Source organism: Baekduia sp. Peel2402 (genome assembly GCF_052567285.1).
The window spans coordinates 933775-959661 of sequence record NZ_CP199582.1; the positions used below are offsets into that span (position 1 = coordinate 933775).

Here is a 25887-nt window from a genome sequence, read left to right on the forward strand (position 1 = left end):
TTGAGGCATGCTCCATCCGCAACTGCCCTGGTTCGTCGCCGGCCCCGTTCTAGGGTTGTGCGTGGTCGCGTGCCGCGCGCTGTTCAACGCGCGTCTAGGCGTGACCGGCGGCTTCTCGGAGATCGTCGGGCGCGTCGCATCGCGGTCGCTGGCCTTCGACTGGCGCGGGTGGTTCGCGATCGGGGTCGTGTTGGGCGGGACCGTGTTCGCGGTTGCCGCTGGAGGTCCCGACTTCCACGGCTACGGATGGCTGACCGAGCACGTGTCGTCGTCGGTGGCGATCGCCGCGCTGCTGCTCGTGAGCGGGGTGCTGATCGGCTACGGCGCGAAGCTCGCGGGTGGGTGCACGTCGGGCAACGGGCTATCGGGGAACTCGCTGATCTCCCCCGCGTCCCTAGCCGCGACCGCGACGTTCTTCGGGACGGCGATCGTCGTGAGCTTCGCGATCGAGGCGGTGATCTAGATGGCCAAGGTGAAGGGGTTGCTCATCGGGCTGGTCTTCGGCGTCACGCTGTCCTGGGCCGGGATGTCGTCGCCCAACGTGATCCGCGACGCCCTGCTCTTCCACGAGGGCTACTTGTTCTTCATGTTCGCGTCCGCCGTGGCCACCGCCGCGCTCGGCCAGGCGCTGCTGCGCCGCCGCGCCGGCGAGCGCTTCACGTTCCCGCGCGAGCGCGTCGAGCGCCGCCACATCGTCGGCTCGCTGCTGTTCGGCCTCGGCTGGGGCATCGCCAACGCCTGCCCAGGCCCGATCGCCACCCAGATCGGCCAGGGCATCCCGTGGGCGATCTTCCCCTTCGCGGGGATGATCGGCGGCGTCTGGTGGTTCCTGCGCGCGCCACGCTCCGTCGAGACCGAGCCCGCGCGCGACGCGACGACCACCGCCGCGGGCGGGCTCGGTACGGTGCCCGCATGATCGTCGTCACCGCGCTCGTCCAGGTCCGTCCCGACCAGGTCGACACCGCCCTCCCCGTCCTCGAGACCGCCATCACCGCCACCCACGGCGAAGCCGGCTGCATCTCCTACGCCTTGCACCGCGACCTCGAGAACCCGGCCCACTTCGTCATCGTCGAGAAGTGGGCCTCGCCCGAGGCGCTCGCCGAGCACGGCCAGACCCCGCACCTCAAGCAGCTCTTCACCGACCTCGGACCGCTCCTCGCCGCCCCGCCGACGATCGTCCGCACCGAGCCGATCCCGATCGGCGAGCCGACGGGCAAGGGCTTGTTGTAGGCGACGCCGACCCCATGCCGGGTGGCACGTCCTGCCGCTTCGGCTCTGGCGCTGGTGCCATCGATCGATTCTCATATCCGCGGCTCGTAAGCCGCCGGACACCGGAAGGGCGCGCGAGCGGTTCGATCGTCAGTTCGTGGTGGAGGGACCGCCGGAGTGAACCTCATGCGCTGGTCCTACGTGACGCGCTCGTCTCGCCCTCGCGCGTCTATGCGCGCGGAACTCCACGAATCAGGAGACGGTCATGAGCCGATTCAAGCGTCTTGTCATTCTGCTGACAGCACTGACGTCGCTGCTGGGGGTGATGTCAGCGTCTTCAGGGGCGGTCACATGGCACAACACGGGTGATACGGCGTTCACCGCAACGGGTGGGGCTTCCACGTTCACCTCCACTGGCGTGAACCTGGCTTGCTCGAGCGCCGACCAGACGGGCACCGCGGCTGCGAGCCTCGTAGGCGCGACATACCCCATCCCCTTGACCACGACCTACACTGGATGCTTCCTCGCCGGTCAGGCCGCTGGTCTTCGTTGCACTGATCAATTGACTGTCACGAGCATGACTACAACGCCTCCCGGCATCTCGCACGGGGTCCTTGACAGGACTTGCCACGTGAGCATCGGTCCAATTGTGATCTGCCATTTCGAAGGGTCGGCAGGAGGCGCCGCGCTCCACAACCGGAGCGGGTTCACAGCGGCCAAGATCACTTACCCATCCGTGATCCTTGGAAAGACGACTGGCAACTCATGCCCGATGGGTTCCAACGACTCTCTCCAGATGACGGCTCATACGTTCTCGGTCACGAGCGGGTCGCTTGGCCCGATCATCACCAGGACTGCCTGAGGGCACCTTGGCGTCGGCTCCGGGGTGGCCGCGTGCCACCTCGGGGCGCCGGCTTGTAGGACGGCGACTTCGCGCGCGACGCTAGGTCAGCGCCGCCGCGAGGCGATGGTGGCGCAACCGCTCGGGCGGCGTGCCGTGGAGCAGCCAGGCGCCGTCGTCGCGGCGGCTCACCGCGCCGTCGCGCGCCAGGTCGCCCATGGCCGTCGTCACCGACGGCCGGTGCGCGCCGACCAGCATCGCCAGCCGCTCGTGGTTGAGCGGCAGCGGGATGACGACGCCCTCGGGCGTCACGCGACCCCAGCGCTCGGCGAGGTGCCAGAGCGTGAGGCGCAGCCGGTCGTCGACGCGCTGGTGGTGGGAGATCGCCAGGGAGACCGCCAGCGCGTGCGCGCGACGAATCCCGCGGCTGAACAGCTCGACGCCCAGCTGGGGATAAGGCGCCAGGCGCTGGACGAGCGCGTGGTCGAGGACCGCCAGCCGCGTCGGCTCCAGGACCTCCCAGCCGACCTCGGCCTGGACGTGGGATCCCTCGGGATCCCACTGCCACGGACGCATCACGTCGCCGGGGCCCAGCAGCTCGCAGCAGGTGCGCCCCAGCACCTCGACCTCGCGCGTCAGCAGGCCCTCGTAGATCAGGAACCCGCGGTGGTGGGTCTCGGGCTCCATCGCCGCGGCGGCGTCCCACGCGCCGGGGCTGAGGCGCTGCACGCGGGTGCGCGCGTCCATCCGGGCGCGCTCGGCGGTCGCCAGGTCGAGGCCGTCGGCGAAGTCCGGGTCGGCGTCCAGCAGGGAGATGACGTCCTGTGCCACGGCCGCTGTGTACCCGGGATGTGCGGATTCGGACGTCGGAATGCCGACGTCGAGGCTCCGACGGCGCCGCTGGGAGACCGGCGCGGCCGTGCCTAGCGTGCCGGAGCCATACGCCAACCCAAGGAGGCAAGCGCAGCCATGCTCTGGCTCATCGTCGGAATCGTCCTGTTGGTCATCGCCATCGCCGGTGGCACCATCGTCCACCCGATCCTGTTCGCCGTCGCGATCCTCGCCCTGATCGTCTTCCTCACCGGCGCCCGGGGCGGCGGCGGCGCCCGGCTGTGACGGCTGTGACGGCGGTCGAGCACGTCGTCCTGACCGGAGAGCTCGACCCGGTCGGCGCGCCCAGCGCCGGCCGGCAGCTCGCCGCCGCCTTGCGCAGCGGCGCCGAGTCCATCGTCGTCCACCTCGACGAGGTGACGTTCATCGACTCCACCGGCCTGCGGACGCTCCTCGCCGCCGCCGACGCGGCCGACCGCACCGGGGTCGACCTCCGCATCCTGCCGGGATCGCTGGAGATCATGGCGGTGGTGGAGGCGGCGTCCTTGGCGGGGCGACTGCCGTTCGTGCGGTGGCCGTGAGGCCCGGCGCCTAAGCTCCTGCACGTGCGCGTCCTGCTCACCGGGATGTCCGGAACGGGGAAGTCGACGCTCGTGCACGAGCTGCGGCGCCGGGGCCACGTGGCCTACGACGCCGATGACGACGGCTTCAGCGAGCCGCGCGCCGACGGTCGCTGGAGCTGGCGCGCCGACGCGGTCGCGGCCCTCCTCGCGGAGAGTCTCGACGGCGGGGTGCTGTTCTTCGCCGGGTGCTCGGAAGAGCAGGCCGCCCTGCCCTTCGACCGCCGCGTCCTGCTGACCGTGCCGCGCGACGAGCTCGTCCTGCGGCTGGGCACCCGGACCTCGAACCCGTACGGACGGAGCCCGGCCGAGCGCGAGCAGGTGCTCGCCGACCTGGACGCGGTCGAGCCCCTGCTCCGGCGGTCTGCCGACCTCGTCCTCAGCACGATCGCCCCCGTGCCCGAGGTCGCCGACGCGCTCCTCGCCTTCCTCGGCGAGCCGCCGGCCTACTCGTAGGCCAGCGACTCGAGGACGTTGAGGCGAGAGGCCCGGCGCGCCGGGAGGATCGCGGCGAAGATGCCGGCGATGGTCGTGGCGATCAGGAGGCCGATGAGGGTCGCGATCGGGATCGAGAGCTGGAAGTCGTCGATCGCTCGGGTCACGAGGATCGAGAGGACGATTCCCAACACCAGCCCGATGACGGCGCCGATCTGGGCGGTGATGATCGCCTCGTAGCGGATCATGCGCCGGACCTGGCGACGCGACATGCCGATCGCGCGCAGGAGGCCGAACTCGCGGGTGCGCTCGGAGATGCTCAGCACCAGCGTGTTCACGATCCCGAACAAAGACACGACGATCGCCATCGCCAGCAAGGCGTAGATCAAGTACAGGACCTGGTCGATCTGCGCGGCCTGGCCGTCGATGAACTCCGTGTTGGTCTGCGCCTCGGCCTCGGGGAAGCGATCGTCCAACAGCTTGTCGATCGACGCCTTCACCTCGCCCGCGGGTCGCGTCCCGTCGTAGCCGACGAGCACGAAGGCGTCCTTGCGGAACCCGAAGTCCTTGGCCAGCACGTCGTTGGCGACGGTGAGGCCGCCGGTCAGCCCGCCCTTGTCATAGGAGATCCCGACGACCTTCAGCGGCAGGCTCTTGCGCAGGCTGGTCTCCAGCTGCAGCGTCTGCCCCACCTTGACGTCGTTGTCCTCCGCGTACTTCTTGCCGACGACGACGGTCCCCGGCCCGAGCTGCTGCCAGGTCGCGTCGCTGCCCTGCTTCCAGCCCGACCGGTAGAGGCTGGCGAACGTCGCCTGGTCGATGCCGGTCACGCCCTGCTTCTTGCCGTCGACCTTGGCCTGGCCGAAGCGGACCGCGGCGACGTCCTTGACGCCCGGCGTCTCGGCGACCGCCGCGGTCGCCTGCGGCGTGAACGACGAGAACCCGTCGGTGTTCTGGATGACCGCCTGGGCCTTGGAGCCGTTGGTCACCGCGTCGCGGAACGTCGTCTTCGCGCTCCCGGCGAACACCGAGGCGAACGTCACGAGCGCGACGCCGATCATCAGCGCGGCCGCGGTGACCGCGGTCCGGCCGGGCTGGCGGACCGTGTTCTCCCGCGCGATCCGCCCGGTTACGCCGCGCAGGCGCTCGAACGGCGCGCCGACGAAGCCGGCGATCGGGCCGACCAGGCGCGGGCTGAGGAACGCGACGCCGAGGAAGGTCAGAACGGCGCCGAGACCCATCAGCGACAGCGCCGCGTTGGGCTTCAGCGACGCGAACAGGCCGAGCGCCATGACGGCCAGGCCGCCGACGGTCAGCACCGACGCGACCGGCGTCGCCCAGCGCGAGCGCTTCTGGTCGGTGCTGAAGCCCTCGCGCAGCGCGGCGAGCGGCGCGACGCGCGTCGCCCGGATGGCCGGCGCGATCGTCGAGAGCAGCGTCACGATCGTCCCGACGACCAGCGACACGACGACCGTGCGCGTCTCGATCACCGTGCTGGTCGTCGGCAGGTCGGCCCCGAAGGCCTTGAACAACGCGCGCAGGCCGCCGGCGACGAGCACGCCGAGCCCGAGCCCGACGGCCGAGCCGAAGATCCCGATCGTCAGGCCCTCCGCCAGCACCGAGCGCAGCACCTGCTTGCGCTTGGCGCCCAGGACGCGCAGCAGCGCGAACTCGCGGGTGCGCTGGGCGACCGTGATCGAGAACGTGTTGAAGATCAGGAACGCGCCGACGAACAGCGAGATCCCCGCGAACGCCAGCAGCGCGGTGCGCAAGACGTTCAAGAACCCGTCGTTGATGTCCTTGGTCTGCTTGTCGGCCTGCTGCTCGCCGGTGCGCACCTCGACGCCGGACGGCACGACCTTCGCGATCCGCGTCCGCAGCTGTTCGGGCGTGACGCCCGGCTTGCCCGCGACCTCGATCTCGTCGAACGACTCGCCGTGGCCGGTCATCCGCTGCGCCTCGGGCAGCGTCATCACGGCGATCACGCCGCCGCCGAACGAGTCGACGCCGGAGATCTTCACGATGCCCGAGATCGTGTACAGCTTCTTGGGCGCCTCGTCGGCGATCTGGAGCTTGTCGCCGACCTTGAAGTCGTTGTTGTCGGCCGTGCCCTTGGGGATCGCGACCTCGTCGGCGGTCCGGGGTAGGTGGCCGTCGGTCGGCGCGAAGGACTCAAAGCGCTGCACGTCGTGCGCGCCGGCGATCGCGTTGAAGCCCTGGCCCTTGAGCTTGGAGCCGTCGGCCTTGCGGAACGAGCCACCCGCGCTGAAGACCGAGCCCTCCGCCTGCGCAACACCATCAACCTGCTCGACGCGCTTGAGCACGGCAGCCGGGATCGGCGGCGGGTCCTCATCACCCGACAGGTCGTCGTTGGGCGAGAGCGCGACGTCCGTGCCCTTGTTGGACTGGACGAAGATGTTCTCGAACGACTTGTTGATGGTGTCGGTGAAGATGTAGGTGCCGGCGATCAACGTGACGCCGAGCGCGACCGCGAGCGCGGTCAGGGCGAGTCGGACCTTGCGGGCGAGCAGCCCGCGGATGGCAATCTTGCGCATGGAGGACCTGGGGAGAGGGAGAGGGGTCGGAGGGGCTTAGACGGCGGCTGGGGAGCTGGCGCCGCTGGGCTCGCGGTCCTCGACGATCTGGCCGTCGCGCAGCACGAGCAGCCGGTCCGCGTAGGCGGCGGCCTCCTCGTCGTGCGTGACCATGATGATCGTCTGGCCGAACTCGTCCACCGAGCGCCGCAGCAGCTGCAGGATCTCGGTCGACGACGCGGAGTCGAGGTTGCCGGTGGGCTCGTCGGCGAACACGACGGCGGGCCGCGAGGCCAGCGCGCGCACGACCGCCACGCGCTGCTGCTGGCCGCCGGACAGCTCCGACGGCCGGTGCGTGACACGGTCGCTCAACCCGACGAGGTCGATCAGCTGGTCAACCCAGGCGTCGTCGGGCTTGCGCCCGGCGATCGACAGCGGCAGCTCGATGTTCTCGCGGGCGTTCAACACGGGGAGCAGGTTGAACGCCTGGAAGATGAACCCGACGCGATCGCGCCGCAGCTGGGTCAGCGCGTCGTCGTTCAGCGTGGTCAGCTCGGTGCCGTCGAGCGTCACGGTCCCGTCCGTCGGCCGGTCCAGCCCGGCGAGCAGGTGCATCAACGTGGACTTGCCGGAGCCCGACGGACCCATGATGGCCGTGAACGCCCCGGCGGGGAAGTCGACGCTGACGCCGTCCAGCGCGGTCACGGCGGCGCCGCCCTCGCCGTACACCCGACGGAGATCCTGCGCGGAGACGATGGAGGTCATGCTCAGCAGCCTTCCAGCATGGCCTCCGAGCAGGGGTACGGCTAGCTCCCCTTGACCCCCTAGGGGATGTCACAGGGCCAGCGGTGACGAACCCCTAGGACGACACGTAGGCGAGCACCGCCAGCACGCGGCGGTGGTCCTCCACCGTCGGCGGCAGCGAGAGCTTGGTGAAGATCGAGGTGACGTGCTTCTCCACCGCGCGCTCGGTGACGACCAGGGCGTCGGCGATCGCGTGGTTGGAGCGGCCCTCAGCCATGAGGCCCAGGACCTCGCGCTCGCGCGGTGACAGCGCCTCCAGCGGATCCTCGCGGCGGCGACGGCCGAGCAGGCGCGAGACGACCTCGGGGTCCAGGGCGCTGCCGCCCTCCCCCACACGCCGGACCGCGTCGGTGAAGCGATCGACGTCGCTCACTCGGTCCTTGAGCAGGTAGCCGATGCCCGCGGCGTCGTCGCTGAGCAGCTCGAGCGCGCTCGACTCCTCCACATACGCGCTGAGCACGAGCACGCCCGTCTCCGGGAACCGCTCGCGGATCTCCAGCGCGGCCTTGAGCCCCTCGTCGGTGTGCGTCGGCGGCATGCGGACGTCCACGATGGCCACGTCGGGCTTGTGGGCCCCGACCTTGCGCAAGAGGTCCTCGGCGTCGCCCGACTGGGCCACGACCTCGAAGTCCTTGCCTTCAAGCAGCGCCGCGAGTCCTTCGCGGAGCAGCACGGAATCGTCAGCGAGCGCTACGCGCACGGAATCCTCGCCCTCACGGTTGTACCGACACCAGGTGGTGAATCGACTTCCAGGCGGCCGTCCAGCGCCGCCAGGCGATCGGCCAGCCCACGGAGCCCCGTCCCTGCAGAGGGGTCCGCGCCGCCGATGCCGTTGTCCTCGATCTCCACCACTGCATAGCCATTCTCCCGAAGTACGCGGACACTCGCATACTCGGCCTCCGCGTACTTGGCCATGTTGGTCAGCGACTCGGCCACGACGAAGTACGCGACGGCCTCCACAGGCGTCGGCATCCGGTCCTCTGGGACGTCCTCGACCTCGACGGGAACGGGCGCTCGCGCGGCCAGCGCCTCCAGCGCCGCGGTCAGCCCGCGGTCGGTCAGGATCGCCGGGTGGATGCCGCGCGCCAGCTCGCGCAGCTCCTCCAGCGCGCTGGCCAGCTCGATCCGCGCGCCGTCCAGGATCCGCTCGGCCGTGTCGGGGTCGTCGCGCAGCTTGGTCTTGGCCAGCCCGAGCTGCAGCGACAGCGCCACGAGCCGCTGCTGGGCGCCGTCGTGGAGGTTGCGCTCCAGCGCACGCCGCTCCTGGAAGCCGACCTCGATGACCTTCGCCCGCGACACCTGCAGCTCGGCGACGCGCGCCTTCAGCTCGGCCTCCAGGCGCTCGTTCTCCAGCGCCAGCGCGGCCGCGGCGCCCGCCGCGCGCACCAGCCCGGGCTCGTCCAGCAGCGCCGCGTCGTGGACGATCGCCGCGACCGGCACCGCCTCGCGCTCGATCTCGGTCACCGCGCGCGAGCGCGACGTGGCCGGCGGCAGGTCGACGGGCTGGCCGTGAGAGTCGACGTAGCGCTCACTGCCGCGCGACCAGAACGCCAGCGCCAACGAGCGGTCGCCCAGCGCTTCGGCCAGCGCGTCGCGCAAGGACTCGCCCTCGATGCCCTGGGCGTTCAGGCGCTCCACGAGGTCCCCGACCGCGCCCGCTCGCGAGTACCGCGAGCGCAGCAAGCCGATCACGTAGGCCCACGGCAGCGCCGCGAACGCCACGAGCGCCGCGACGCCCGGTCCCGCGACCGCCGGGTTGTCGCCGTTGAAGAGCTGCTGGACCAGCGCGACCGCTAGCGCGGCCATCATCACCACGCCGGTCCACAGCACCGCCGCCATCGCGCGCCGCTGCGGCGCCGACGCCAGCGCCCGCTTTTGCAGCAGCTGCACCGCCAGCCAGATCGTCAGCACCGCGCCGACGAGCTCGAAGACCGACGAGAACACCTGCGCGCTGTCGGGCGAGTCCGCCAGCCCCCACGCGTTGCCCGGCGCGTGCGGCTCGTCCGACAGGTCCCCGCCCAGCAGCAGGAACGGGATCTGCACGAGGAAGACGTTCAGGTAGGCCAGCGCGACCAGCGTGCGCGCCGGCGTCGTCTCCAGACGTCCCGACGGATAGGCGAGCAGCAGGTGGCCGAGCAGCGCCAGGTAGAGCGACCCGAGGTAGACGCCGAGCGTGTAGACCCACGCGTCGTTGGCCTCCGTGAGGCCGCTGCTGAGAAACCACGCGAAGCCGACGCCGGTCAGCAGCGCGCCGAAGCGGTTGTGCGGCCGCCGCCACCAGGCGAACAGGCCGATCCCGCAATAGGAGAGCCCGATGACCGCCCCGACGGTCGCCGTCAGCGCCGGGTCGCTCTCGTGATCGGAGGACGTGACCAGCGCGACGAGGACCGCGGCCATCGCGACCGCGGCCGCAAACAGCGCGGCGAGCGCGGCCCGCAGCGAGCTCACGGCTGTCGCTCCGCGGACATCATCGTGGGGGTAGGACTACCGGATCAGCGCGGTGAGCGCAGCCCCTGAGAGCTCACCCTTGGGGATGAACCCCCGCGCGCCGCTGCGGTGGACGAGCGGCCCGAAGTCCGAGCTGTCGCGGCTGGAGGTCAGCACGACGGCCGGCGCGCCGAGCACGCTCGTGATCCGCGCGGCGACGTCGAACCCATCCAGATCCGGCAGGTTGACGTCCAGCAGCACGAGATCCGGGTGCAGCTCGTCGGCCGCGGCGATCGCGCTGAGGCCGTCCGGAGCCTCCCCGATTACGTCAAACCCCTCGCTCTCCAACAGGAGGCGAGCGGTCGACCGAAAGGTCGGGTGATCGTCGACGATGAGGACCTTCGTGCTCACGGGCTGTTCACATCATCGGTCCTGCAAAAGGACCGGGAGGTACGGCTGGCTACACCCCGGCCGCGGCAGCGATGTCGTGGTAGGCCTGCGCGGGGTCCGGCGCGCCAAATAGGGCGCTCCCGGCGACGAACAGCGTGGCGCCGGCGTCCGCGGCCAGACCCGCGGTCGAGACGTCGATACCGCCGTCGACCTCCAGCTCGACCGAATCGCCCAGGATGCTGCGCAATCGGGCGATCTTGTCCGGTGAGGACTCGATGAAGGATTGTCCGCCCCACCCCGGGTTCACGGTCATGCACAACGCCAGATCGGGCGTGATCTCGCGGAAGACGTCCAGCGGCGTCGCCGGGCAGACCGCCACGCCGGCCGTGCAGCCCAGCTCGCGGATCTTCTGCACGGTGTAGTTGACGTGCGGCGTGGCCTCGGCGTGGAAGGTGATGTTGTGCGCGCCGGCCTTGGCGAAGTCGGCGATGTGCTGCTCGGGGCGCTCGACCATCAGGTGGACGTCGTACTCGACGCCCTCGAAGCCCTGGTCGACCAGCGCGCTCAGCACGAGCGGGCCCATCGTCAGCGGCGGCACGAAGTGGCCGTCCATGATGTCGACGTGGATCACGCGGGCGCCGGCGTCGACGACCTCGCGGACCTGGTCGCCGAGCTTGGCGAAGTTCGCGGCCAGGATGGACGGGGCGATGCGGCGGTTCAGGCTCATGGGACGCGCGGCAGGGTAACCGCTAGACCTCGATGAGCATCGAGCCGCCACAGTGATTGCACTGCGTGGTGGCCGTCGACGACATCCGGACGATCGTGCCGTGCTCGCCGCAGTCGGGGCAGACGGAGCGCAGCTCGTAGCGGTGCAGGCAGTACACGCAGCGGTAGCGGCCAGCCAGCGTGGTCGGTCGCAACCACGGCTCGCCGCATCCGGGGCACTTCAGCCCGAGCTCTTTAGACGTCGCCATCCGAAACGGCAATATAGAAGCCGTCGGTCCCGTCGCGGTGCGGAAGGGTGCGTTGAACCGTGCCGCCCGCCACGACCTCTTCGCGCGGCGACAGCGTGCAGGTCGAGTAGACGAGGCGCCCGCCGGGCTTCAGCAGGGTGCGGGCGGTGTCCACGATCGCCTCCTGCTCACGGCGCAGGACCTCGATCGCTTCAGGCGTCGCGCGCCAGCGCAGGTCGGGGTGCGTGCGCAGCGTGCCCAGGCCGCTGCACGGCGGATCGATCAGGACGCGGTCGAAGCTGCCGCCGAGCTGATCGGCCGTGACCTCCTTGGCGTCGCCAACGTGGACGGTCACGCTCGTGGCGTGCATCCGCGTGGCTTGCGCTTCCAGCGCCTTGGCACGCTGGGCGTGCTTCTCGACGGCGACGATCGTGCCCTGGTCGCCCATCAGCGCGGCCAGGTGCGTGGTCTTGCCGCCGGGCGCAGCGCAGAGGTCGAGGATGCGCTCGCCGGGCTGCGGGTCGACGACGCGGGCGACGCGCTGCGAGGCGCGCGACTGCGGCGTGATCGCGCCGGCGGCGTAGAGCGGATGAGCGAGCACGTCGATCGGCCCCTCGATCACCAGCGCGTCGTCCTCACGACGGCCCTTGATGTCGACCTCGACGCCGGCCAGCGGGTTGATCCGCAGCGCCAGCTCGGCGGGCTCGTTGTCGGCGGCCAGCAGCGCGCGGGCCTCGTCGGGGCCGAGCCAGTCCCACCACATCTTGGTCAGCCACTCGGGGTGCGAGTGGACGATCGCGGCGCCCTCGGGCGTGTCGTCTGAGGGCAGGTGGACGCCCTCGCGCTGGACCTTGCGCAGGACCGCGTTGACGAGCTTGGCGCCGGGCGACGGCTTGGCCAGCTCGACCGACTCGGCGACCGCGGCGTGCGCGGGCACGTCGGTGTAGAGCAGCTGGTAGAGGCCGAGCAGCAGCGCGGCGCGGACCTGCGGTTCCAGCGCGCGCGTCACGTGCCGGGCGATGATCCAGTCGAGCGTGCCGCGGCGCTGGATCGTGCCGAAGACGAGGCGCTTGGCGAGCGCGCGATCGCGGGCGTCGAGCTCCTTCGCGTCGCCGTGCAGCGCGCGGTCGGCAAAGGCGCCCTGCTCCTCGACGCGGCGCAGGACGGTGAGCGCGGTCCGGCGTGCGGGGCTGGCAGGCACCGCTCCTAGACTAGGAACTTCCCTGTGGCACTCGCTGTCCGACGGCGAATACCGTGGTGGTGCTATGTCGCTCAGTGCTCCCACCGCTCCCGCGTTCACGCTGCGCGACGTCGTCAAGAGCTTCGGCGGACGGCGCGTGCTCGACGGCCTCGATCTGGAGGTCGGCCCGCGCGCCCGCGTTGGTCTGGTCGGACCCAACGGCGCGGGCAAGTCGACGATCCTGCGGCTGCTCGCGGGCCACGACACGCCCGACGCCGGGACGCTGACGGTCCGCAAGGGCGCGACGGTCGCGTTCCTGCCCCAGATGGTCGCGGGTGACGGACGCACCGCGATGGGAACCGTGCGCGCGGCGGTGCCGGAGGTCGCGGCGCTGCACAAGGATCTGGGCGAAGTGGAGTCCGCCCTGGCCGACCCGGCGCTGGCGAGCGACCTCAAGCGCATGGAGCGGCTGCTGGAGCGTCAGGCGCGGCTGGTGGAGGCGCTGGGCGCGTCGACGGTCGAGGGCGACGCGCTGCGGATCCTGCGCGGCCTCGGAATGCGCGCTCCGGAGCACGACGCGCGGCCGACGCGCTCGATGAGCGGCGGCGAGCGCAAGCTGGTGGCCTTGGCCGCGTGCCTGGTGCGCAAGCCGGACCTGTTGTTGTTGGACGAGCCCGAAGCGCACCTGGACATGGACCGGCGCGCGTTGTTGGAGGAGTTGGTGGCGCGAGCGTCCGGCGCGGTCGTCGTGGTCTCCCACGATCGCTACCTCCTGGACGAGGTCGTCACGTCGATCGCCGAGCTCGACGGCGGCCGGGTGAAGATGTGGCCGGGCGCCTACAGCGCCTACACGGTCGCTCGCGAGCTGGCGCTCAAGCGCCAGGCCGAGGTCTACCAGGCCCAGCAGAAGGAGATCGCGCGCATGGAGGCCGCGATGAAGCAGTTCAACGAGTGGGCGCGCCGCACGCTCGACGAGCGCTTCGCGACGCGGGCGCGCAACATGCAGCGGCGGATCGACCGCATCGACACGGTCGACCGGCCGGTGCTGGAGCGGCGCAAGATGGCCTTGGAGCTGCGCAGCGCGGCGCGCGGCGGCGAGCGCGTGGTGGCGTTGGACGGCGCGGAGTTCGACCCCGTGTTGATCGACGTCTCGCTCGAAGTGGGACGCGGCGAGCGCCTCGGGATCGTCGGGCCCAACGGCGCGGGCAAGACGGTGTTGTTGAAGCTGCTCGCCGGCGAGCTGCCGTTGAGCGGCGGGGCGCGCTGGGCCGGTCCCTCGATCGCCTTCGACCACCTCTCGCAGTCGGTCGGCGAGCTGCCCGACGACGCCAGCGCGATCGACGTCGTCCGCGCCATGGGCCGCATGACCGAGGACGAGGCCGTCCGCAAGTTGATGGGGTTCCTCTTCGACTACGAGCAGGTTCGCCGGCCGGTGTCGTCGATGAGCGGCGGCGAGCGCACCCGCCTGCGCTGCCTGACGCTGATGCTCGGAGGCGCCAACTGCTTGTTGTTGGACGAGCCGACCAACCACCTCGACATCGCTTCGGTCGAGGTCCTCGAAGGCGCGCTGGAACGCTTCGACGGGACGATCATCGCGGTCTCCCACGACCGCTACTTCCTGGACCGGATCGCCGACCGCGTGGTCGAGGTCAAGGACCTGGAGGTGCGGACGCTCAGATGACCGGCGCGTGGCCGCGCAGGTACTCCGTGTAGGCCATCGCGCGGCCGCCGGCGGGTTGGACGGTCACGAGCTCGAGGCCGCCGTCGAGGTTGATGGTGGCCTCTTGGACGCCGAGGAAGTCGCCGGACGGCAGCGCGATGCGCGCGCCGATGTGCGGGTGCAGCGCGCGGATGATGCGGACGTTCTCCTCCGGCGCGCGGGTGAGGTCGAGCGTGCGGTCCTCGGCGGAGAGCTTCTCGGCGTAGGTGATGCCGTCCTCGGGCTGGGGCTCCGGCGCGGGCGAGGTCTCCAACACCTGCTCCAGGAGCTTGACGCTGATGTCCTCCAGGCGCGCGGCGAGCGAGGCGTAGGTGTCGGTCGGCAGGATCGGCTCGGGCTTCTGCGCGTAGACCGGTCCGGCGTCCAGGTCGGCGACCAGGCGCATGATCGAGACGCCGGTCTGGGCGTCGCCGGCCATCATCGCCCGCTCGACGGGCGCCGCGCCGCGCCAGCGCGGCAGCAGCGACGGGTGCACGTTCAAGATGTCGTAGTCGCTCAGCAGCGGCTCCTTGACCAGCGCGCCGAACGCGCAGAGGATCACCGCCCGCGGCTGCACGGCGGCGATCCGGGCGACCGCCTCCTCGTCGTTGACCGATGCGGGCTGGTCGACGTCGATGCCGAGCTCGCGCGCGGCGACCGCGACCGGCGGCGGGCCGATCTTGCGCCCTCTGCCCTGCTTGGCGTCCGGTCGCGTGACGACCAGCGACGGCTTGTGCGGGCCGTCGGCGAGCGCGTGCAGGACGTGGGCCGCGAAGGTGCTGGTGCCCAGGTAGACAACGCCGCCGCTCACGACGCGGCCGTCTCGGCGTCTTCCTCGGCCTCGAGCGCGGCGCGCAGGGCGCGCATGCCCTCCTTGCGCTGGTCGCGCGGGGTGCGATCGAGGATCAGGACGCCGTCGAGGTGGTCCATCTCGTGCTGGATGACCCGCGCCTCCAGGCCGGACGCCTCGACGAGGATCTCCTCGCCCTGCTCGTCCTGGGCGCGCACGCGGATGTGGACGGGACGCTCGACCTCGACGTGAACGGCCGGCAGGCTCAGGCAGCCCTCTTCAGCCCATTCCTTGTCCTTCGAGCTCCACTCGACCTCGGGGTTGACGAGCGCGTTGACCGGGCTGTCCTGCTCGACGCGGTAGACGAGCACGCGGTGCAGGATCCCGACCTGCGTGGCGGCCAGGCCGATCCCGTAGGCGTCGTGCATCAGCACGCCCATCCGCGCGATCTCGTCGCGGAGCTCGTCGTCGAACCGATCGACCTTGCGCGCCGTGCTGCGCAGCACCGGATCGCCGTACTTGCGCACGTGCGCGAGCGCGGCCCGGCGCCGTGCGGCGGTCTCCGGGTCGAGCTTGGTCTCAGGCTCGAGCGCCTCTTCCAGTTCCTCGTGGTGCTGGGCCATTCGACCTGAATGCTAGAGGGTGCTACTGCGGGTCGACGTCGACCGAGAAGTTGACGTTCTTGTTGGCCTTAACCGCGCTGACCTCGCGGACGGCGGCGTCGACCTGGTCGATCGCTGAGCGGCGCTCGGCGGCCTTGACGACAACTTGCGCGCGCTCCTTGCCGCGCAACCGGAAGAGCGGCGCCGGGCCCAGCGACTGCGGCAGCCGCGCCTGGATCTCGGCGGCGGCGAAGAGCGCGGCGCCGGGCTGCTCGGAAGCACAGACGACGCGGATCAGCGTCGAGAACGGCGGATAGCGCAAGAACCGCCGCCGCTCCAACTCCTCGGCCAGGAAGCCGTCGCTGTCGTGCTCGGCGGCAAACCGGATGGCCGACGCGGTCGGGTCGATCGTCTGCACGATGACCTTGCCGTCGCCGCCGCGACCCGCGCGGCCGGCGAGCTGGGTGACGAGCGCGAACGTGCGCTCCTCGGCGCGGAAGTCGGGGAACCGCAGCGTCGAGTCCGCATCGAGCACGACGCCGAGGTCGACGTCTGGGAAGTCGTGGCCCTTGGCGACGACCTGGGTGCCGATGAGGATCGCGCGCTCGGCGTGCTCGAAGGCCCTGAGCACCGCGCCGGCGTCCTTGATGTCGGCGTCGAGCCGCAGCACCGGCTTGCCCAGGCCGGCGAGGTCGTGCTCCAGGCGCTCGGTCCCGGAGCCGTGGCGGGCGATCGACACGCTGCCGCACTTGGTGCACTTCTCCGGGATCGGCTCGCGGTGGCCGCAGTGGTGGCAGGCGACCGCGTGCTGGTCGCGGTGCAGGATCAGCGCGACGTCGCACTGGGGGCACTCCCAGACGTGACCGCACGAGCGACAGGTCAGGAAGTTCGACCAGCCGCGCCGGTTGAGCAACACGATGGCCTTGCGCGCGTCGACCAGCGCCTCGTGCGTGCGCGGGTGGACCGGGCCGTTGGTGTCCTTGAGGTCGACGATCTCCACCGGCGGCATCCCGGAGCCGTCGACGCGCCGAGGCAAGGTGATGGTCTTGAGCTCGTGCACCGACTCGGGGCGCGGGGTCGCAGAGCCGGCGACCAGGACCGCGCCGTGCTGGGCGGCGCGGCGTGCCGCCACCAGGCGCGCGTCGTAGCGCGGGTCGCCCTCGTTCTTGTAGGAGCCATCATGTTCCTCGTCGACGACGACGAGGCCGAGGTGGGCGATCGGCGCGAAGACCGCGGAGCGCGGACCGACGCAGACCTGCGCCTCGCCGGAGCGCAGGCGGCGCCACTCGTCGTAGCGCTCCCCCGCGCTCAGCTTGGAGTGCAGCACCGCGACCGTGTCGCCGAAGCGCGTGACGAAGCGGTCGATCATCTGCGGCGTCAGGCCGATCTCCGGCACGAGGATCAGCACGCCGCGCCCGCGCTGCAACGTGTCGGCGGCGGCGCGCAGGTAGACCTCGGTCTTGCCGGAGCCGGTAACGCCGTGCACGAGGAAGCGCTGCGGCCCGTCGGCCTGTGGCGCCCGCGCGGCACCGATCAGCTCGTCCAGCGCCGCGAGCTGGTCGGCGTTGAGCTTCGGCGGCGGCTTGCGCGCGCCGACGGCGTGATGCTGAGGCGCGCGGCGCACGCCCTCCTTGGAGATCCGCACCAGGCCGCGCGCCTCGAGGCGACGCAGCGCGCCGAGGTCGCTCTCCGTGAAGCGCGGCAGCGTGTCCAGCAGCGCGCACTGGCGCTCGGTCAGGCGGACGCCGTCTTCGTCGGCGGCGGCCGTCGCCTCCGCCCACAGGCGCGTCTTCTCGCGTGCGCCGCGCGGCGGGAGCATGAGGCTCAGCGCCCGTGCGGGGGTCGACGCGTACTCGTGCGCGAGCCACATCCCGAGGTCCACCAGGTCGGCCGGCAGCGCGTCGGGCAGCACCTTCAGTGGGGAGACCAGCTTATGCTCGGACTCGTCCGTGAGCCCCGTGACGACCGCGGTCAGGCGCTGGCGGCCGAACGGCACCTCCAGCAGCGAGCCGACGTCCACGCGCTCGTCGGGGCGCACGTAGTCGAACGGCCCGCGCAGCGCACGGGCCGTCGTCAGCGGCTCGACTTGGATGATCGGATGGTTCACGGCGGGGATCCGAGGATAGGCTTCGGACACCATGGACCTGCATCCGGGCGAGGAGATCGTCTTCGAAGGGCACCCGTCGTGGCGCGGCGTGCTGAGCTTCTACGCCAAGGGCTTGGGCATCGCGCTGGCGATCGGCCTGATCGTCTACTTCGCGGTCGATCCCGGCCCGGGCATCGGCGCGTTCGCCGCGGTGATGGTGGTCGTCATCCTGGTGGGGTTGATCAAGCGCATGGCCACGCGCTACGCGATCACCACCGAGCGGTTGAACATCCGCACCGGGATCCTCTCCAAGCACGTGCAGCAGACCAACATCGACCGCGTGCAGAACGTCAACACCGAGCAGACGGTCATGGACCGGATCCTGCGCGTCGGCGCCGTCGACTTCGACACCGCAGGCACCGACGACTCCGACTTCACCTTCCGCGGCGTGTCGAACCCGTCCGGCATCGTCGCGGCGGTGGACCGCGCCCAGCGCATCCACCGCCGCGAGCTCGAGGACGACGCCGGCGCGGGCGGCCGGCCGCCTCAGTCCTTGTAGGGGTCGACCGTGTCGGCGGCCGCCATCGCGACGCCGATCGGCGTGAGCCGGTGGAGGATCTCGATCGTGTCGCCGTGCGCGGCCAGGACGGCGTCCAGCCGCTTGTAGGCCTCGGGCGCCTCGTCGGCGGCGCCGCCGCGTAGCTCCACGCCCGCGCCGCGCAACCGCTCCAGGACCGCGTCGAAGTCCACCGCCCCGTCCTTGGTCCGGCCGCGCCGCTTGACCATCCGGCCGTCCGGGTGCTCCGGGCAGAGCGTGAAGCGCGCGTCCTGCGCCAGCCCCGCCCGCTCACGCTCGTGGCGCAGCTGGCCGGGCGTGACCCAGAACGCGCAGTCGCGCTCGGTGCACTCCATCCGCGTGCCCATCCGGCCCGCCGCCTGCGTCCGCGACATCACGCGGCCGGCGCCGTGCACGGTCGAGAACAGCAGCGACGCGTTGTCAGGGTGGTCGGTCCCGCGCAGGATCACGCTCGGCTCGCCCATCGTCGCGCCGACGAAGCCCTCCTGTCCCGGGAACGCCGGGGTGCAGCCCTTGCGGACGACCCAGACGTCGGTCCCGGCGTGGTTCTCGCGCCAGGCGTAGTTGTGGTGGTTGTGAACTTCGTAGGTGGCGGTCGTGCCGAGGATCTCCAGGACGCGGTCAACGACGACGTCGCGGCCGGCGTAGGCGTACTCGCCGGCGAGCGTCATCGCCGAGATGTAGGCCTGCCCGAGATCGGTGTCGACGCCCAGCAGCGTCGGCGGCGCGTCCATCTCGCCGTCCGGCCCGCGCTCCTCGAAGCGCATTCCGGCGGCCAGCGCCAGGAAGCCCGACGCGGTCTTGTGGCCGAAGCCACGCGACCCGAAGTGCACGCCGATCCAGACGAAGCCGTCGTCGCCCGCGAACAGGTCCACGTAGTGGTTGCCGGCACCGACCGTGCCCAGCTGGGCGGCCGCCATGTCCTTCAGCTGGCGCTGCGGGGCGAAGTCGGCCTCGCCGATCGCGTCGAGCACCGGGTGGTCGACGCGCTCGGCGTTCTTGCGCCCGACGCCGAACGAGATCCGCTCGAAGATGATGTCCATGATCCCGGGCAGCTCGCCCGCGATGGCGTCGACCGGCAGCGCGGTGCGCACGGCCTTGTTGCCGCAGCCGATGTCGTAGCCGACGCCTGACGGCGAGATGTGGTCCGGGTAGGCGACGGCGCCGCCGATCGGCTGCGAGTAGCCGACGTGCGCGTCGGCACACAGGACGCCGGCGGTCGCGTCGCCCGCGGCCGCGCAGCGGCGGAGCTGCTCGACCGCCCGGGCGTCGATGTCCCCACGGACGGTGATCGGGATCGCGGTCTCGGTCATGACCACCATGTTGCCGCTCCGCCGGATCGTCATGCGCATTGGTTCGAACCCGCCTTGCGAAACGCCGCGTCATCGCCTACCGTCGTTAAGGCGATGGCGTACTGCATCAACACGACGCACCTGTGGACCAGCGAGCCGGCAAAGACCGGCGCCGCCGCTCCGTCGTGGCCGCGTACGCCGCGAACGTTCGACCGGCCTAGCGGCGAGTAGCGGGAGACCATCATGGCTCCCGCGACCATCGCGGGAGCCTCTCGGAACCGGACGGCCAAGGGCCGCCGGGGCGGGTGGGACCGCGACTCCGTCATCAACGCCATCCAGGAGTGGGTGGCCACATACGGCGAGCCGCCGCGTGCGGCGGACTGGAACCCGTCCTCGGCGAAGTGGTCCGGGCAGCGGTGGCGTGTCGAGCGCTATCGCGAGGGCCGTGAGGACGGCTCGGCGTGGCCGGCGCTCAACTCGGCGAAGCGGCCGTTCGGCGGCTCGCTGAACGCGGCGATCCGTGCCGCGGGGTTCGAGCCGGCCAAGCCGGGTCCGACCCGCCGTGCCGACGTCGACCCCGAGCAGGCCGACCGGGCGATGATCAGCCCGGAGGGCCGCGCGATGCTCAACGCCGCTCTTGCGCAGGCGCGTGAGGCGGAGAAGCGCGTCGCGGTGCTCGAGGCGCGGCTGGCACGGCGTGCCGAGGCGGTGACCACGAAGACCAAGGTCGTGCACGAGCGCGTCATCGACGACGCGGCGGTCGCCCGCGCCCAGCGCGCGGCGGCCGCCGCGGAGGCGAAGGCCGACGTGGCGATCGCCGACGCCCGCGAGCGGGCGGCGTCCGCGAAGGCCGAGGCGTCGGAGTCGCGGCGTGGGATCCGCAAGCTGTCGGCGCGGTTGGAGCGGGGCGAGGCGACGATCGCTGCGCTGCGCGCCGAGCGCCGGGAGCTGAAGGCCGTCCACGCCGCGGTCGCCGACCGCCTGGAGACGACCGAGCGCGCGCTCGCGGAATCGCGGGCCGAAGCGCTCGCAGCCGAAGGCGAGGCGAAGGCGGCTCGGGCGTCGATGGCCAAGGCGATCGCGGCGACGCGCTCCTGCACCTCGTCTTCCGAGCGAGACGCGGGAATGGAGGCGGTCGTCATCGCCCAGGCGGAGGCGTCCGCCGCGCGGCGTGCGGCACGTGAGGCCGAGGTGCGGGCGGCGACGCTCGCACGCGACCTCGCGGCGGTGCGCGGCGAGGCGCGGGCGCTGACGGCGGCCGAGCTGGCCGAGCTGCGGTCCGGCGGACCGAGCGGCCCGGCCGTGCTCGCGGCCAGCCTGAAGGGGCTGGCCCGAGCGCGCGATCGCAGCCGCACCGGTCATGACACGAGCCGCACCGCCCTGGCGGCGGCGCTGCTGGATGTCGCGGCGGCGGCGGTTAGCTGGCGCGAGCGGATCTGATGCGCCGGCCGGCCGCCCGGCGCTGGGGCGGGCGGTGTCGTGCTGCGAGAGCGGCCGGTGCCGCCCGCGCCGGGGCCGGCGTTTGTGGCGTTCAGTTCGAGCGGTGCTGGAAGTGCTCCGGGTTGGAGAGGGCGGCGAAGGAGTGAAGCCGGGCTGGCGTGGCGACCGTCTTCGGTCGTCCTCGGGCTGCCTCTCGGGCGCGGGGGAGCGTTCGGGGCCGAAGGATCGGTCCGGGTCGCGCTGACCGGAACTATTCCGGCTCACGCGACCCGCATCCCGAAAACGGCCCTTATGGAGCACCTCCAGGGATCCGGGTCGAATAAGCGTCGTATATCGACTATTAGGCGACCCGGATCGACCCTTCGGCCCCGAACCGCCCTCCCGAGCCCGGCCAGACGCCCGAGGACAACCGACAGCGGTCGCCACGCCACAGCGCTCTCACTCCCTCGCCGGATCCTCTCCAACGCGACGCACCACCACCAACACCCCGCACTGAACGCCCCCAACACCAGCGCCACCCAACGACCAAGGGGCGGCCCAAAACGGACCGCCCCTCGGCAAAACCAACTGCGACTACAGCGCGAGCTACGCGCCAGCCGGAACCGCCAGGCCCGCGGCCTCGGCTAGCGCCGCGGCCTTGTCGGTGCGCTCCCAGGTGAAGTTGGGGTTGTCGCGACCGAAGTGGCCGTAGGCGGCCGTGTCCTGGTAGATCGGGCGGTGCAGGTCCAGGGCCTCGCGGAAGGCGCCCGGGCGGAGGTCGAAGAACTCGTCGACGAGCTCGGCGAGGCGGCCGCGGCCGACCTTCTCGGTGCCGAACGTCTCGACCATCACGGAGACCGGGTGCGCGACGCCGATGGCGTAGGCGACCTGGACCTCGGCGCGGTCGGCGAGGCCGGCGGCGACGATGTTCTTGGCGACCCAGCGCGCCGCGTAGGCGGCGGAGCGGTCGACCTTCGACGGGTCCTTGCCGGAGAACGCGCCGCCGCCGTGACGGGCGAAGCCGCCGTAGGTGTCGACGATGATCTTGCGGCCGGTCAGGCCCGCGTCGCCCACCGGGCCGCCGATGACGAAGCGGCCGGTCGGGTTGACCAGGAACTCCTTGCGCAGCGTGTCGGCGTCGAACAGCTCAGCCGGCAGGACCGGGAGAACGACGTTCTCCCAGAGGTCGTCGGTGATCTGCTGGCGCGTGGCCGACTCGGCGTGCTGGGTGGAGATCAGCAGCTTCTCGATGCCAACCGGCTTGCCGTCGCGGTAGCGGACCGAGACCTGGGTCTTGCCGTCCGGGCGCAGGTAGTCGAGCGTGTTGTCCTTGCGGACCGCCGCCAAGCGCTCGGCCAGCTGATGGGCGAACGTGATCGGGGCCGGCATCAGGTTCGCCGTCTCGTTGGAGGCGTACCCGAACATCATGCCCTGGTCGCCGGCGCCGGCGACGTCGAGAGCGTCCGAGGAGCCGTCCTCACGGACCTCGTCGGCCTGGTCGACGCCCTGGGCGATGTCGGCGGACTGCTTGTCGATCGCGTTCAGGACCGCGGCGCTGTCGGCGCTGAAGCCCAGGTCGCCGTCGACATAGCCGATCTTGCGGATCGTCTCGCGAGCGATCTCCTGGATGTCGACGTAGGTCTCGGTCGTGATCTCGCCCGAGACGACGACGAGGCCGGTGTTGACCAGCGTCTCGCACGCGACGCGCGACTTCGGGTCGTCCGTGAGGCAGGCGTCCAAGACGCCGTCTGAGATCTGGTCGGCGACCTTGTCGGGGTGGCCTTCCGTGACGGACTCGGAGGTGAAGAGGTACTCGTTGTCGGCGTAGCTCATTGGGTAACTAGGAGGGAGATCTCCGCGGTGGATTCACTGTCGTTGCCGGTCGTGCTGGCGCCTATGGCCTGGACCCTGGTGAGGTCGCCTCTGGCGGCCTTATAAGCGCTCGAGTCGCCTAGGCCTGTCGCCTCGCCCAGCTTCAACAGCCGTGTGAAGTCCAGGAAGAGTAGCGACCCGAGCAAATCAGGGTGATTCCCGACTGCCTTTCGCCAATTGGCGGTGTCGGTAAGCCGCTGCCCCTTGGCCTTGACCGCGGCGATGCCCTTCGGGCTGGTCGACACCGCCACCTTGCCGTCGAAGATCGCCGAAGACAACGTCTTGCGCACCGAGGCGGGCAACCCGTCGAGTGCCTTCTGCGCCGCGGCCGGATCCTTGGCGTTGGCGATGATCGTCAGGATCGGCGCCGGGGTCGCCTCGGTCAGCACGACCGCGGCCTCGCCGGGGAACGCCTTCAGCAGCGGGCCGTTCAGCGAACCGGCGAGCTGCTCGATCGTGTCCGAGGAGGAGCCTGCGGCGGCCAGCAGGCGCTGCAGCGCGGGCCCCAGGTTGGAGACGCCGAGGTAGGCCATCGCGTCGGCCGGGACGGCGTCGGCCAGCGTGGCCTTGAACGGTTTGAAGCTCGACGCCGCGTCCTTGGCCTTCAACTTCGGGTCGAGCTGCGACTTGACCGTGAGCGAGACGCGATCGCCCTTGCCGGCGAGCCCGAACGCCGCGCCGACGAGCGTCGGCTGGTCGAACAGCACGCCCGCGGCGCCGAGCAGGCCGCCCTGGGGCGCGAGCAGCCGCCGCAGCCCGTCGGCCGACAGCCAGCCGTCGGCGACGCGGTCCTCGGGCAGCGCGCCCATTTCCTTCTTCGGGCCGGGCGCTTGAGCGAGCGAGCCCTTGCCATCGGTCTTCTGCAACGTCGCCGCGGCGTTCAGCGACTCGGGCTGGCCGATCGCCAGGAACGTGCCGACGTAGGTCGAGCTGAGCGAGCCGCACGCGCGCTGCTTGGCGCCTGGGTGCTCCTTGCCCGTGTCGACCAGGACGAGCGAGTTGGCCTGCGTCGTCGTGCCGGTGTCGAAGATCGCCAGCGCCGCCTCGTCGGCGCTCTTCAGCGCCTTGGTCGCGACGTCGCAGCCGGGCGCCTGCAAGCGGGAGACGATGCCGTCGCGCAGCGACGCCCACGACGGGAACGACGCGGCGACCTTCGCCGCGTCGCGCGTCTGCGCGCGGTCGGTATCCGTGGAGAGGTGGACGTAGACCAGCGCGTCGGCGGGGACCAGCCGCGCGGCCTCGGAGGCCGGCGCCTTCGCGGAGCCACCACCGTCTCCCCCACCGGCCAGCGCGATCACGGCGACGACCAACACCACCACCATGCCTACGGCGACCCCCGCCGCCACCAGGCGGCGCCGCCGCACTACCTCAACGCTCATCGCGCTGCTTGCGCTCCTTGAAGTCGATGATCAACGGGATGCCGTCCATCCCGAACCGCGCTCGCAGCCGATTCTCGACGAAGTAGGCGTAGTCGCGCGTCACTCGATTGCGCGAGTTGACCTGGATCGCGAAGCGCGGCGGGCGCGTCTCGAACTGCGCCATGTACAACAACCGCAGACGCGAGCCCTGCTTGGCTGGCGGCTGGCGCTCCTGGACGACCTCGCTGATGAAGCGGTTGAGTTGCGGCGTCGGGATGCGGGTCTTGACGCGGTCGCCGAGGATGATCGCCTCCTTCAGCAGACGGTCCACGTTGCGGCCGCTGACCGCGCTCGTCGTCAGCACCTTCGGGCGCAGGCGGATCTTGTTGTTGACCTTGGCCCGCTCGTGGTCGAGGTCTGACTCCTCCATCGGGGCGATGTCCCACTTGTTGAGTACCAGCGCGGTCGCGCAGCCGGCCTTCATCGCCAGCTCGGCGATCCGCAGGTCCTGCGCGGTGACGCCATCGTGCGCGTCGCAGATCACCAGCGCGACGTCGGAACGCTCCACCGCGCGCTGCGACCGCAAGGTGGTGTAGTACTCGACCGACTCGGTGACCTTGGCCTGGCGGCGCATGCCCGCGGTGTCGACGACGATCACGCGGCGGCCGTCGACCTCCATCGGGAGGTCGATCGCGTCGCGCGTCGTGCCCGCCACGTCGGAGACGATCACGCGCTCGGACCGCAGGAACTTGTTGACGAGCGACGACTTGCCGACGTTCGGCCGGCCGATCAGGGCCAACCTGATGGTCTCGTCGTCCTCGGGCTCGAAGTCGCCCTCGGGCAGGCGCTCCACCACCGCGTCCAGCAGATCGCCCGTGCCCAGGCCCTGCGTCGCGGAGACCGCCATCGGATCGCCGAGGCCCAAGGCATAGAACTCGCTCGCGCTCGGGACGTTCTTGACCGAGTCGATCTTGTTGACCACGACGACGACCGGCTTGTCCCAGCGGCGCAGCAGGTCGGCGAGCTCCTCGTCGCCCGGCCGCACGCCCGCCTGCCCGTCGACCACGAGCAGCCCGACCGAGGCGTCGGCCATCGCGGCGCGCGCCTGCTCGCGGATCGACCCGGCCATCGGGTCCTCGTCGAACATGTCCATGCCGCCGGTGTCGATCAGCGTGAAGCGCCGGCCGCCCCACTCGCACGGGATCTCGTGGCGGTCGCGGGTGATCCCCGGCGCCTCGTGCACCACGGCGACGCGCGACTCGCTCAGCCGGTTGACCAGCGAGGACTTGCCGACGTTCGGGTAGCCGAGGACGGCGACCTTGGGTCCGGGTCCACTCATGAGGACTGCGCCTCCCCCACGCGCGCGACGATCGCGTCGACGACGTCGTCGATCGACATGCCGGTCGTGTCGAGCTCCCACGCCCCGGGCGCGGCCCGCAGCGTCGTGCGGCCGTGGCTGGAGTCGCGCTCGTCGCGCGACAGCAGCTCGGCGGCCACGTCCTCGGGGTCCAGACCCAGCTCGGCGGCGCGGCGGCGCGCGCGCTCGGCCGGGTGCGCGGTCAGGTAGACCTTGACCTCGGCGTCCGGCGCGACGACCGTGGCGATGTCGCGGCCCTCGGCCACGAAGTCGCCGCGGGCGACGATCGACCGCTGCTGGGCGACGAGCGCCTCGCGCACCGACGGGTCGTTGGCAACGACCGACGCCTGGTCGCTGATCGCCGGCGTGCGGATGATCGAGCTGACGTCCTCGCCGTTGAGCAGCACGAGGTCGCCGTCGAACTGGATGTCGAGCGCCTCGACCTCGTCCAGACCCCGCGTCGACGCCAGCGCGACCGCGCGGTACATCGCCCCGGTATCCAGGTAGGTGAAGCCCAACGCGCGCGCAACGGCACGCGCGACGGTCGACTTGCCCGCTCCTGCGGGTCCATCAATGGCCACAAGCACGCGCGGGAGGGTAGGCGGGATTGA

Annotated in this window: 26 protein-coding genes; 9 read left to right on the plus strand and 17 right to left on the minus strand. The window is 71.3% G+C overall.

The annotated features are described in order from the left end of the window. Window positions 1–7: 7 nt before the first annotated feature. Genes ACT01A_RS04595 through ACT01A_RS04605 form a run of 3 tightly spaced genes read left to right on the plus strand, consistent with a single transcriptional unit; the run spans window position 8 to window position 1230 of the window. The gene (locus ACT01A_RS04595) at window positions 8–463 is read left to right on the plus strand and encodes a YeeE/YedE family protein (RefSeq protein ID WP_445151067.1); all 456 of its coding nucleotides are present in this window, start codon (window positions 8–10) and stop codon (window positions 461–463) included. Then, window positions 464–916, plus strand: coding sequence for a DUF6691 family protein (locus ACT01A_RS04600; protein WP_445151068.1), 453 nt, complete (start codon window positions 464–466; stop codon window positions 914–916). After that, entirely contained in the window at window positions 913–1230 is a 318-nt protein-coding gene (locus ACT01A_RS04605; protein ID WP_445151069.1) for a putative quinol monooxygenase, read from the plus strand. Before ACT01A_RS04600 ends, ACT01A_RS04605 begins: the two co-directional genes overlap by 4 nt. 922 nt (window positions 1231–2152) lie before the next feature. Here the strand turns inward: ACT01A_RS04605 and ACT01A_RS04610 are convergent. After that, entirely contained in the window at window positions 2153–2881 is a 729-nt protein-coding gene (locus ACT01A_RS04610) for a Crp/Fnr family transcriptional regulator (protein ID WP_445151070.1), read from the minus strand. A 138-nt stretch (window positions 2882–3019) separates the two neighbouring features. Here ACT01A_RS04610 and ACT01A_RS04615 point away from each other — a divergent pair, with 138 nt between their 5' ends. Genes ACT01A_RS04615 through ACT01A_RS04625 form a run of 3 tightly spaced genes read left to right on the plus strand, consistent with a single transcriptional unit; the run spans window position 3020 to window position 3957 of the window. Then, window positions 3020–3166: a hypothetical protein gene (locus tag ACT01A_RS04615; RefSeq protein WP_445151071.1), complete on the plus strand. Its 147-nt coding sequence runs from the start codon at window positions 3020–3022 to the stop codon at window positions 3164–3166. Further along, complete coding sequence (locus tag ACT01A_RS04620) at window positions 3163–3462, plus strand: STAS domain-containing protein (protein WP_445151072.1); 300 nt, start codon at window positions 3163–3165, stop codon at window positions 3460–3462. Before ACT01A_RS04615 ends, ACT01A_RS04620 begins: the two co-directional genes overlap by 4 nt. Window positions 3463–3486: 24 nt before the next feature. Continuing rightward, window positions 3487–3957, plus strand: coding sequence for an AAA family ATPase (locus ACT01A_RS04625; protein ID WP_445151073.1), 471 nt, complete (start codon window positions 3487–3489; stop codon window positions 3955–3957). Here the strand turns inward: ACT01A_RS04625 and ACT01A_RS04630 are convergent. The 8 genes from ACT01A_RS04630 to rsmB all read right to left on the minus strand — a co-directional run bounded on the left by ACT01A_RS04630 (window position 3948) and on the right by rsmB (window position 12245). Continuing rightward, window positions 3948–6491, minus strand: coding sequence for an ABC transporter permease (locus tag ACT01A_RS04630; RefSeq protein ID WP_445151074.1), 2544 nt, complete (start codon window positions 6489–6491; stop codon window positions 3948–3950). The two genes, ACT01A_RS04625 and ACT01A_RS04630, sit on opposite strands and share 10 nt — an antisense overlap. 36 nt (window positions 6492–6527) lie before the next feature. Next, window positions 6528–7235 carry an ABC transporter ATP-binding protein gene (locus ACT01A_RS04635; protein WP_445151075.1) on the minus strand — a complete coding sequence of 236 codons (708 nt, stop codon included), beginning with the start codon at window positions 7233–7235 and terminating at the stop codon, window positions 6528–6530. 94 nt (window positions 7236–7329) lie between these two features. Next, on the minus strand, window positions 7330–7974 hold the full coding sequence (locus tag ACT01A_RS04640; protein WP_445151076.1) for a response regulator transcription factor: 645 nt from the start codon (window positions 7972–7974) through the stop codon (window positions 7330–7332). Then, window positions 7965–9722, minus strand: coding sequence for a histidine kinase (locus ACT01A_RS04645; RefSeq protein WP_445151077.1), 1758 nt, complete (start codon window positions 9720–9722; stop codon window positions 7965–7967). The genes ACT01A_RS04640 and ACT01A_RS04645 overlap by 10 nt, the downstream gene beginning before the upstream one ends. A gap of 36 nt (window positions 9723–9758) precedes the next feature. Continuing rightward, window positions 9759–10112 carry a response regulator gene (locus tag ACT01A_RS04650; protein WP_445151078.1) on the minus strand — a complete coding sequence of 118 codons (354 nt, stop codon included), beginning with the start codon at window positions 10110–10112 and terminating at the stop codon, window positions 9759–9761. 49 nt (window positions 10113–10161) lie between these two features. Next, entirely contained in the window at window positions 10162–10818 is a 657-nt protein-coding gene (rpe, locus tag ACT01A_RS04655; RefSeq protein ID WP_445151079.1) for a ribulose-phosphate 3-epimerase, read from the minus strand. A gap of 22 nt (window positions 10819–10840) precedes the next feature. Continuing rightward, window positions 10841–11065, minus strand: coding sequence for a YfgJ family double zinc ribbon protein (locus ACT01A_RS04660; RefSeq protein WP_445151080.1), 225 nt, complete (start codon window positions 11063–11065; stop codon window positions 10841–10843). After that, window positions 11052–12245: a 16S rRNA (cytosine(967)-C(5))-methyltransferase RsmB gene (rsmB, locus tag ACT01A_RS04665; protein WP_445151081.1), complete on the minus strand. Its 1194-nt coding sequence runs from the start codon at window positions 12243–12245 to the stop codon at window positions 11052–11054. Before rsmB ends, ACT01A_RS04660 begins: the two co-directional genes overlap by 14 nt. 64 nt (window positions 12246–12309) lie before the next feature. Here rsmB and ACT01A_RS04670 point away from each other — a divergent pair, with 64 nt between their 5' ends. Beyond that, window positions 12310–13905, plus strand: coding sequence for an ABC-F family ATP-binding cassette domain-containing protein (locus ACT01A_RS04670; protein ID WP_445151082.1), 1596 nt, complete (start codon window positions 12310–12312; stop codon window positions 13903–13905). Here the strand turns inward: ACT01A_RS04670 and ACT01A_RS04675 are convergent. Genes ACT01A_RS04675 through priA form a run of 3 tightly spaced genes read right to left on the minus strand, consistent with a single transcriptional unit; the run spans window position 13898 to window position 17422 of the window. Then, window positions 13898–14734 carry a methionyl-tRNA formyltransferase gene (locus ACT01A_RS04675; protein ID WP_445151083.1) on the minus strand — a complete coding sequence of 279 codons (837 nt, stop codon included), beginning with the start codon at window positions 14732–14734 and terminating at the stop codon, window positions 13898–13900. The two genes, ACT01A_RS04670 and ACT01A_RS04675, sit on opposite strands and share 8 nt — an antisense overlap. Next, the gene (def, locus tag ACT01A_RS04680; protein WP_445151084.1) at window positions 14731–15336 is read right to left on the minus strand and encodes a peptide deformylase; all 606 of its coding nucleotides are present in this window, start codon (window positions 15334–15336) and stop codon (window positions 14731–14733) included. The genes ACT01A_RS04675 and def overlap by 4 nt, the downstream gene beginning before the upstream one ends. Window positions 15337–15358: 22 nt before the next feature. Then, the gene (gene priA, locus ACT01A_RS04685) at window positions 15359–17422 is read right to left on the minus strand and encodes a replication restart helicase PriA (RefSeq protein WP_445151085.1); all 2064 of its coding nucleotides are present in this window, start codon (window positions 17420–17422) and stop codon (window positions 15359–15361) included. A 31-nt stretch (window positions 17423–17453) separates the two neighbouring features. Here priA and ACT01A_RS04690 point away from each other — a divergent pair, with 31 nt between their 5' ends. Continuing rightward, window positions 17454–17960: a PH domain-containing protein gene (locus tag ACT01A_RS04690; RefSeq protein ID WP_445151086.1), complete on the plus strand. Its 507-nt coding sequence runs from the start codon at window positions 17454–17456 to the stop codon at window positions 17958–17960. Here ACT01A_RS04690 and ACT01A_RS04695 read toward each other — a convergent pair. After that, a complete protein-coding gene (locus ACT01A_RS04695; RefSeq protein WP_445151087.1) occupies window positions 17948–19324 on the minus strand; it encodes an RtcB family protein in 1377 nt (458 codons plus the stop codon). The genes ACT01A_RS04690 and ACT01A_RS04695 overlap by 13 nt on opposite strands. A 189-nt stretch (window positions 19325–19513) precedes the next feature. Between ACT01A_RS04695 and ACT01A_RS04700 the strand changes: the two genes are divergently transcribed. Then, complete coding sequence (locus ACT01A_RS04700) at window positions 19514–20710, plus strand: hypothetical protein (RefSeq protein WP_445151088.1); 1197 nt, start codon at window positions 19514–19516, stop codon at window positions 20708–20710. A gap of 585 nt (window positions 20711–21295) precedes the next feature. On the opposite strand, the gene metK is transcribed toward ACT01A_RS04700, so the two are convergent. Genes metK through cmk form a run of 4 tightly spaced genes read right to left on the minus strand, consistent with a single transcriptional unit; the run spans window position 21296 to window position 25863 of the window. Then, window positions 21296–22522, minus strand: a complete 1227-nt coding sequence (gene metK / locus ACT01A_RS04705; protein ID WP_445151089.1) for a methionine adenosyltransferase — start codon at window positions 22520–22522, stop codon at window positions 21296–21298. Continuing rightward, window positions 22519–23940, minus strand: coding sequence for a hypothetical protein (locus ACT01A_RS04710; RefSeq protein ID WP_445151090.1), 1422 nt, complete (start codon window positions 23938–23940; stop codon window positions 22519–22521). Before ACT01A_RS04710 ends, metK begins: the two co-directional genes overlap by 4 nt. Continuing rightward, window positions 23930–25258, minus strand: a complete 1329-nt coding sequence (gene der / locus ACT01A_RS04715) for a ribosome biogenesis GTPase Der (RefSeq protein WP_445151091.1) — start codon at window positions 25256–25258, stop codon at window positions 23930–23932. The genes ACT01A_RS04710 and der overlap by 11 nt, the downstream gene beginning before the upstream one ends. Further along, complete coding sequence (cmk, locus tag ACT01A_RS04720; RefSeq protein ID WP_445151092.1) at window positions 25255–25863, minus strand: (d)CMP kinase; 609 nt, start codon at window positions 25861–25863, stop codon at window positions 25255–25257. The genes der and cmk overlap by 4 nt, the downstream gene beginning before the upstream one ends. Window positions 25864–25887: the final 24 nt, after the last annotated feature.

Excerpts from the sequence above, each read along its gene's own strand:
- ACT01A_RS04595 (WP_445151067.1), top strand. The coding sequence starts at position 8 with ATGCTCCATCCGCAACTGCCCTGGTTCGTCGCCGGCCCCGTTCTAGGG.
- ACT01A_RS04600 (WP_445151068.1), top strand. The coding sequence starts at position 464 with ATGGCCAAGGTGAAGGGGTTGCTCATCGGGCTGGTCTTCGGCGTCACG.
- ACT01A_RS04605 (WP_445151069.1), top strand. The coding sequence starts at position 913 with ATGATCGTCGTCACCGCGCTCGTCCAGGTCCGTCCCGACCAGGTCGAC.
- ACT01A_RS04615 (WP_445151071.1), top strand. The coding sequence starts at position 3,020 with ATGCTCTGGCTCATCGTCGGAATCGTCCTGTTGGTCATCGCCATCGCC.
- ACT01A_RS04630 (WP_445151074.1), bottom strand. The coding sequence starts at position 6,491 with ATGCGCAAGATTGCCATCCGCGGGCTGCTCGCCCGCAAGGTCCGACTC.
- ACT01A_RS04635 (WP_445151075.1), bottom strand. The coding sequence starts at position 7,235 with ATGACCTCCATCGTCTCCGCGCAGGATCTCCGTCGGGTGTACGGCGAG.
- rpe (WP_445151079.1), bottom strand. The coding sequence starts at position 10,818 with ATGAGCCTGAACCGCCGCATCGCCCCGTCCATCCTGGCCGCGAACTTC.
- ACT01A_RS04660 (WP_445151080.1), bottom strand. The coding sequence starts at position 11,065 with ATGGCGACGTCTAAAGAGCTCGGGCTGAAGTGCCCCGGATGCGGCGAG.
- ACT01A_RS04670 (WP_445151082.1), top strand. The coding sequence starts at position 12,310 with ATGTCGCTCAGTGCTCCCACCGCTCCCGCGTTCACGCTGCGCGACGTC.
- def (WP_445151084.1), bottom strand. The coding sequence starts at position 15,336 with ATGGCCCAGCACCACGAGGAACTGGAAGAGGCGCTCGAGCCTGAGACC.
- ACT01A_RS04690 (WP_445151086.1), top strand. The coding sequence starts at position 17,454 with ATGGACCTGCATCCGGGCGAGGAGATCGTCTTCGAAGGGCACCCGTCG.
- ACT01A_RS04695 (WP_445151087.1), bottom strand. The coding sequence starts at position 19,324 with ATGACGATCCGGCGGAGCGGCAACATGGTGGTCATGACCGAGACCGCG.
- ACT01A_RS04700 (WP_445151088.1), top strand. The coding sequence starts at position 19,514 with ATGGCTCCCGCGACCATCGCGGGAGCCTCTCGGAACCGGACGGCCAAG.
- metK (WP_445151089.1), bottom strand. The coding sequence starts at position 22,522 with ATGAGCTACGCCGACAACGAGTACCTCTTCACCTCCGAGTCCGTCACG.
- ACT01A_RS04710 (WP_445151090.1), bottom strand. The coding sequence starts at position 23,940 with ATGAGCGTTGAGGTAGTGCGGCGGCGCCGCCTGGTGGCGGCGGGGGTC.
- der (WP_445151091.1), bottom strand. The coding sequence starts at position 25,258 with ATGAGTGGACCCGGACCCAAGGTCGCCGTCCTCGGCTACCCGAACGTC.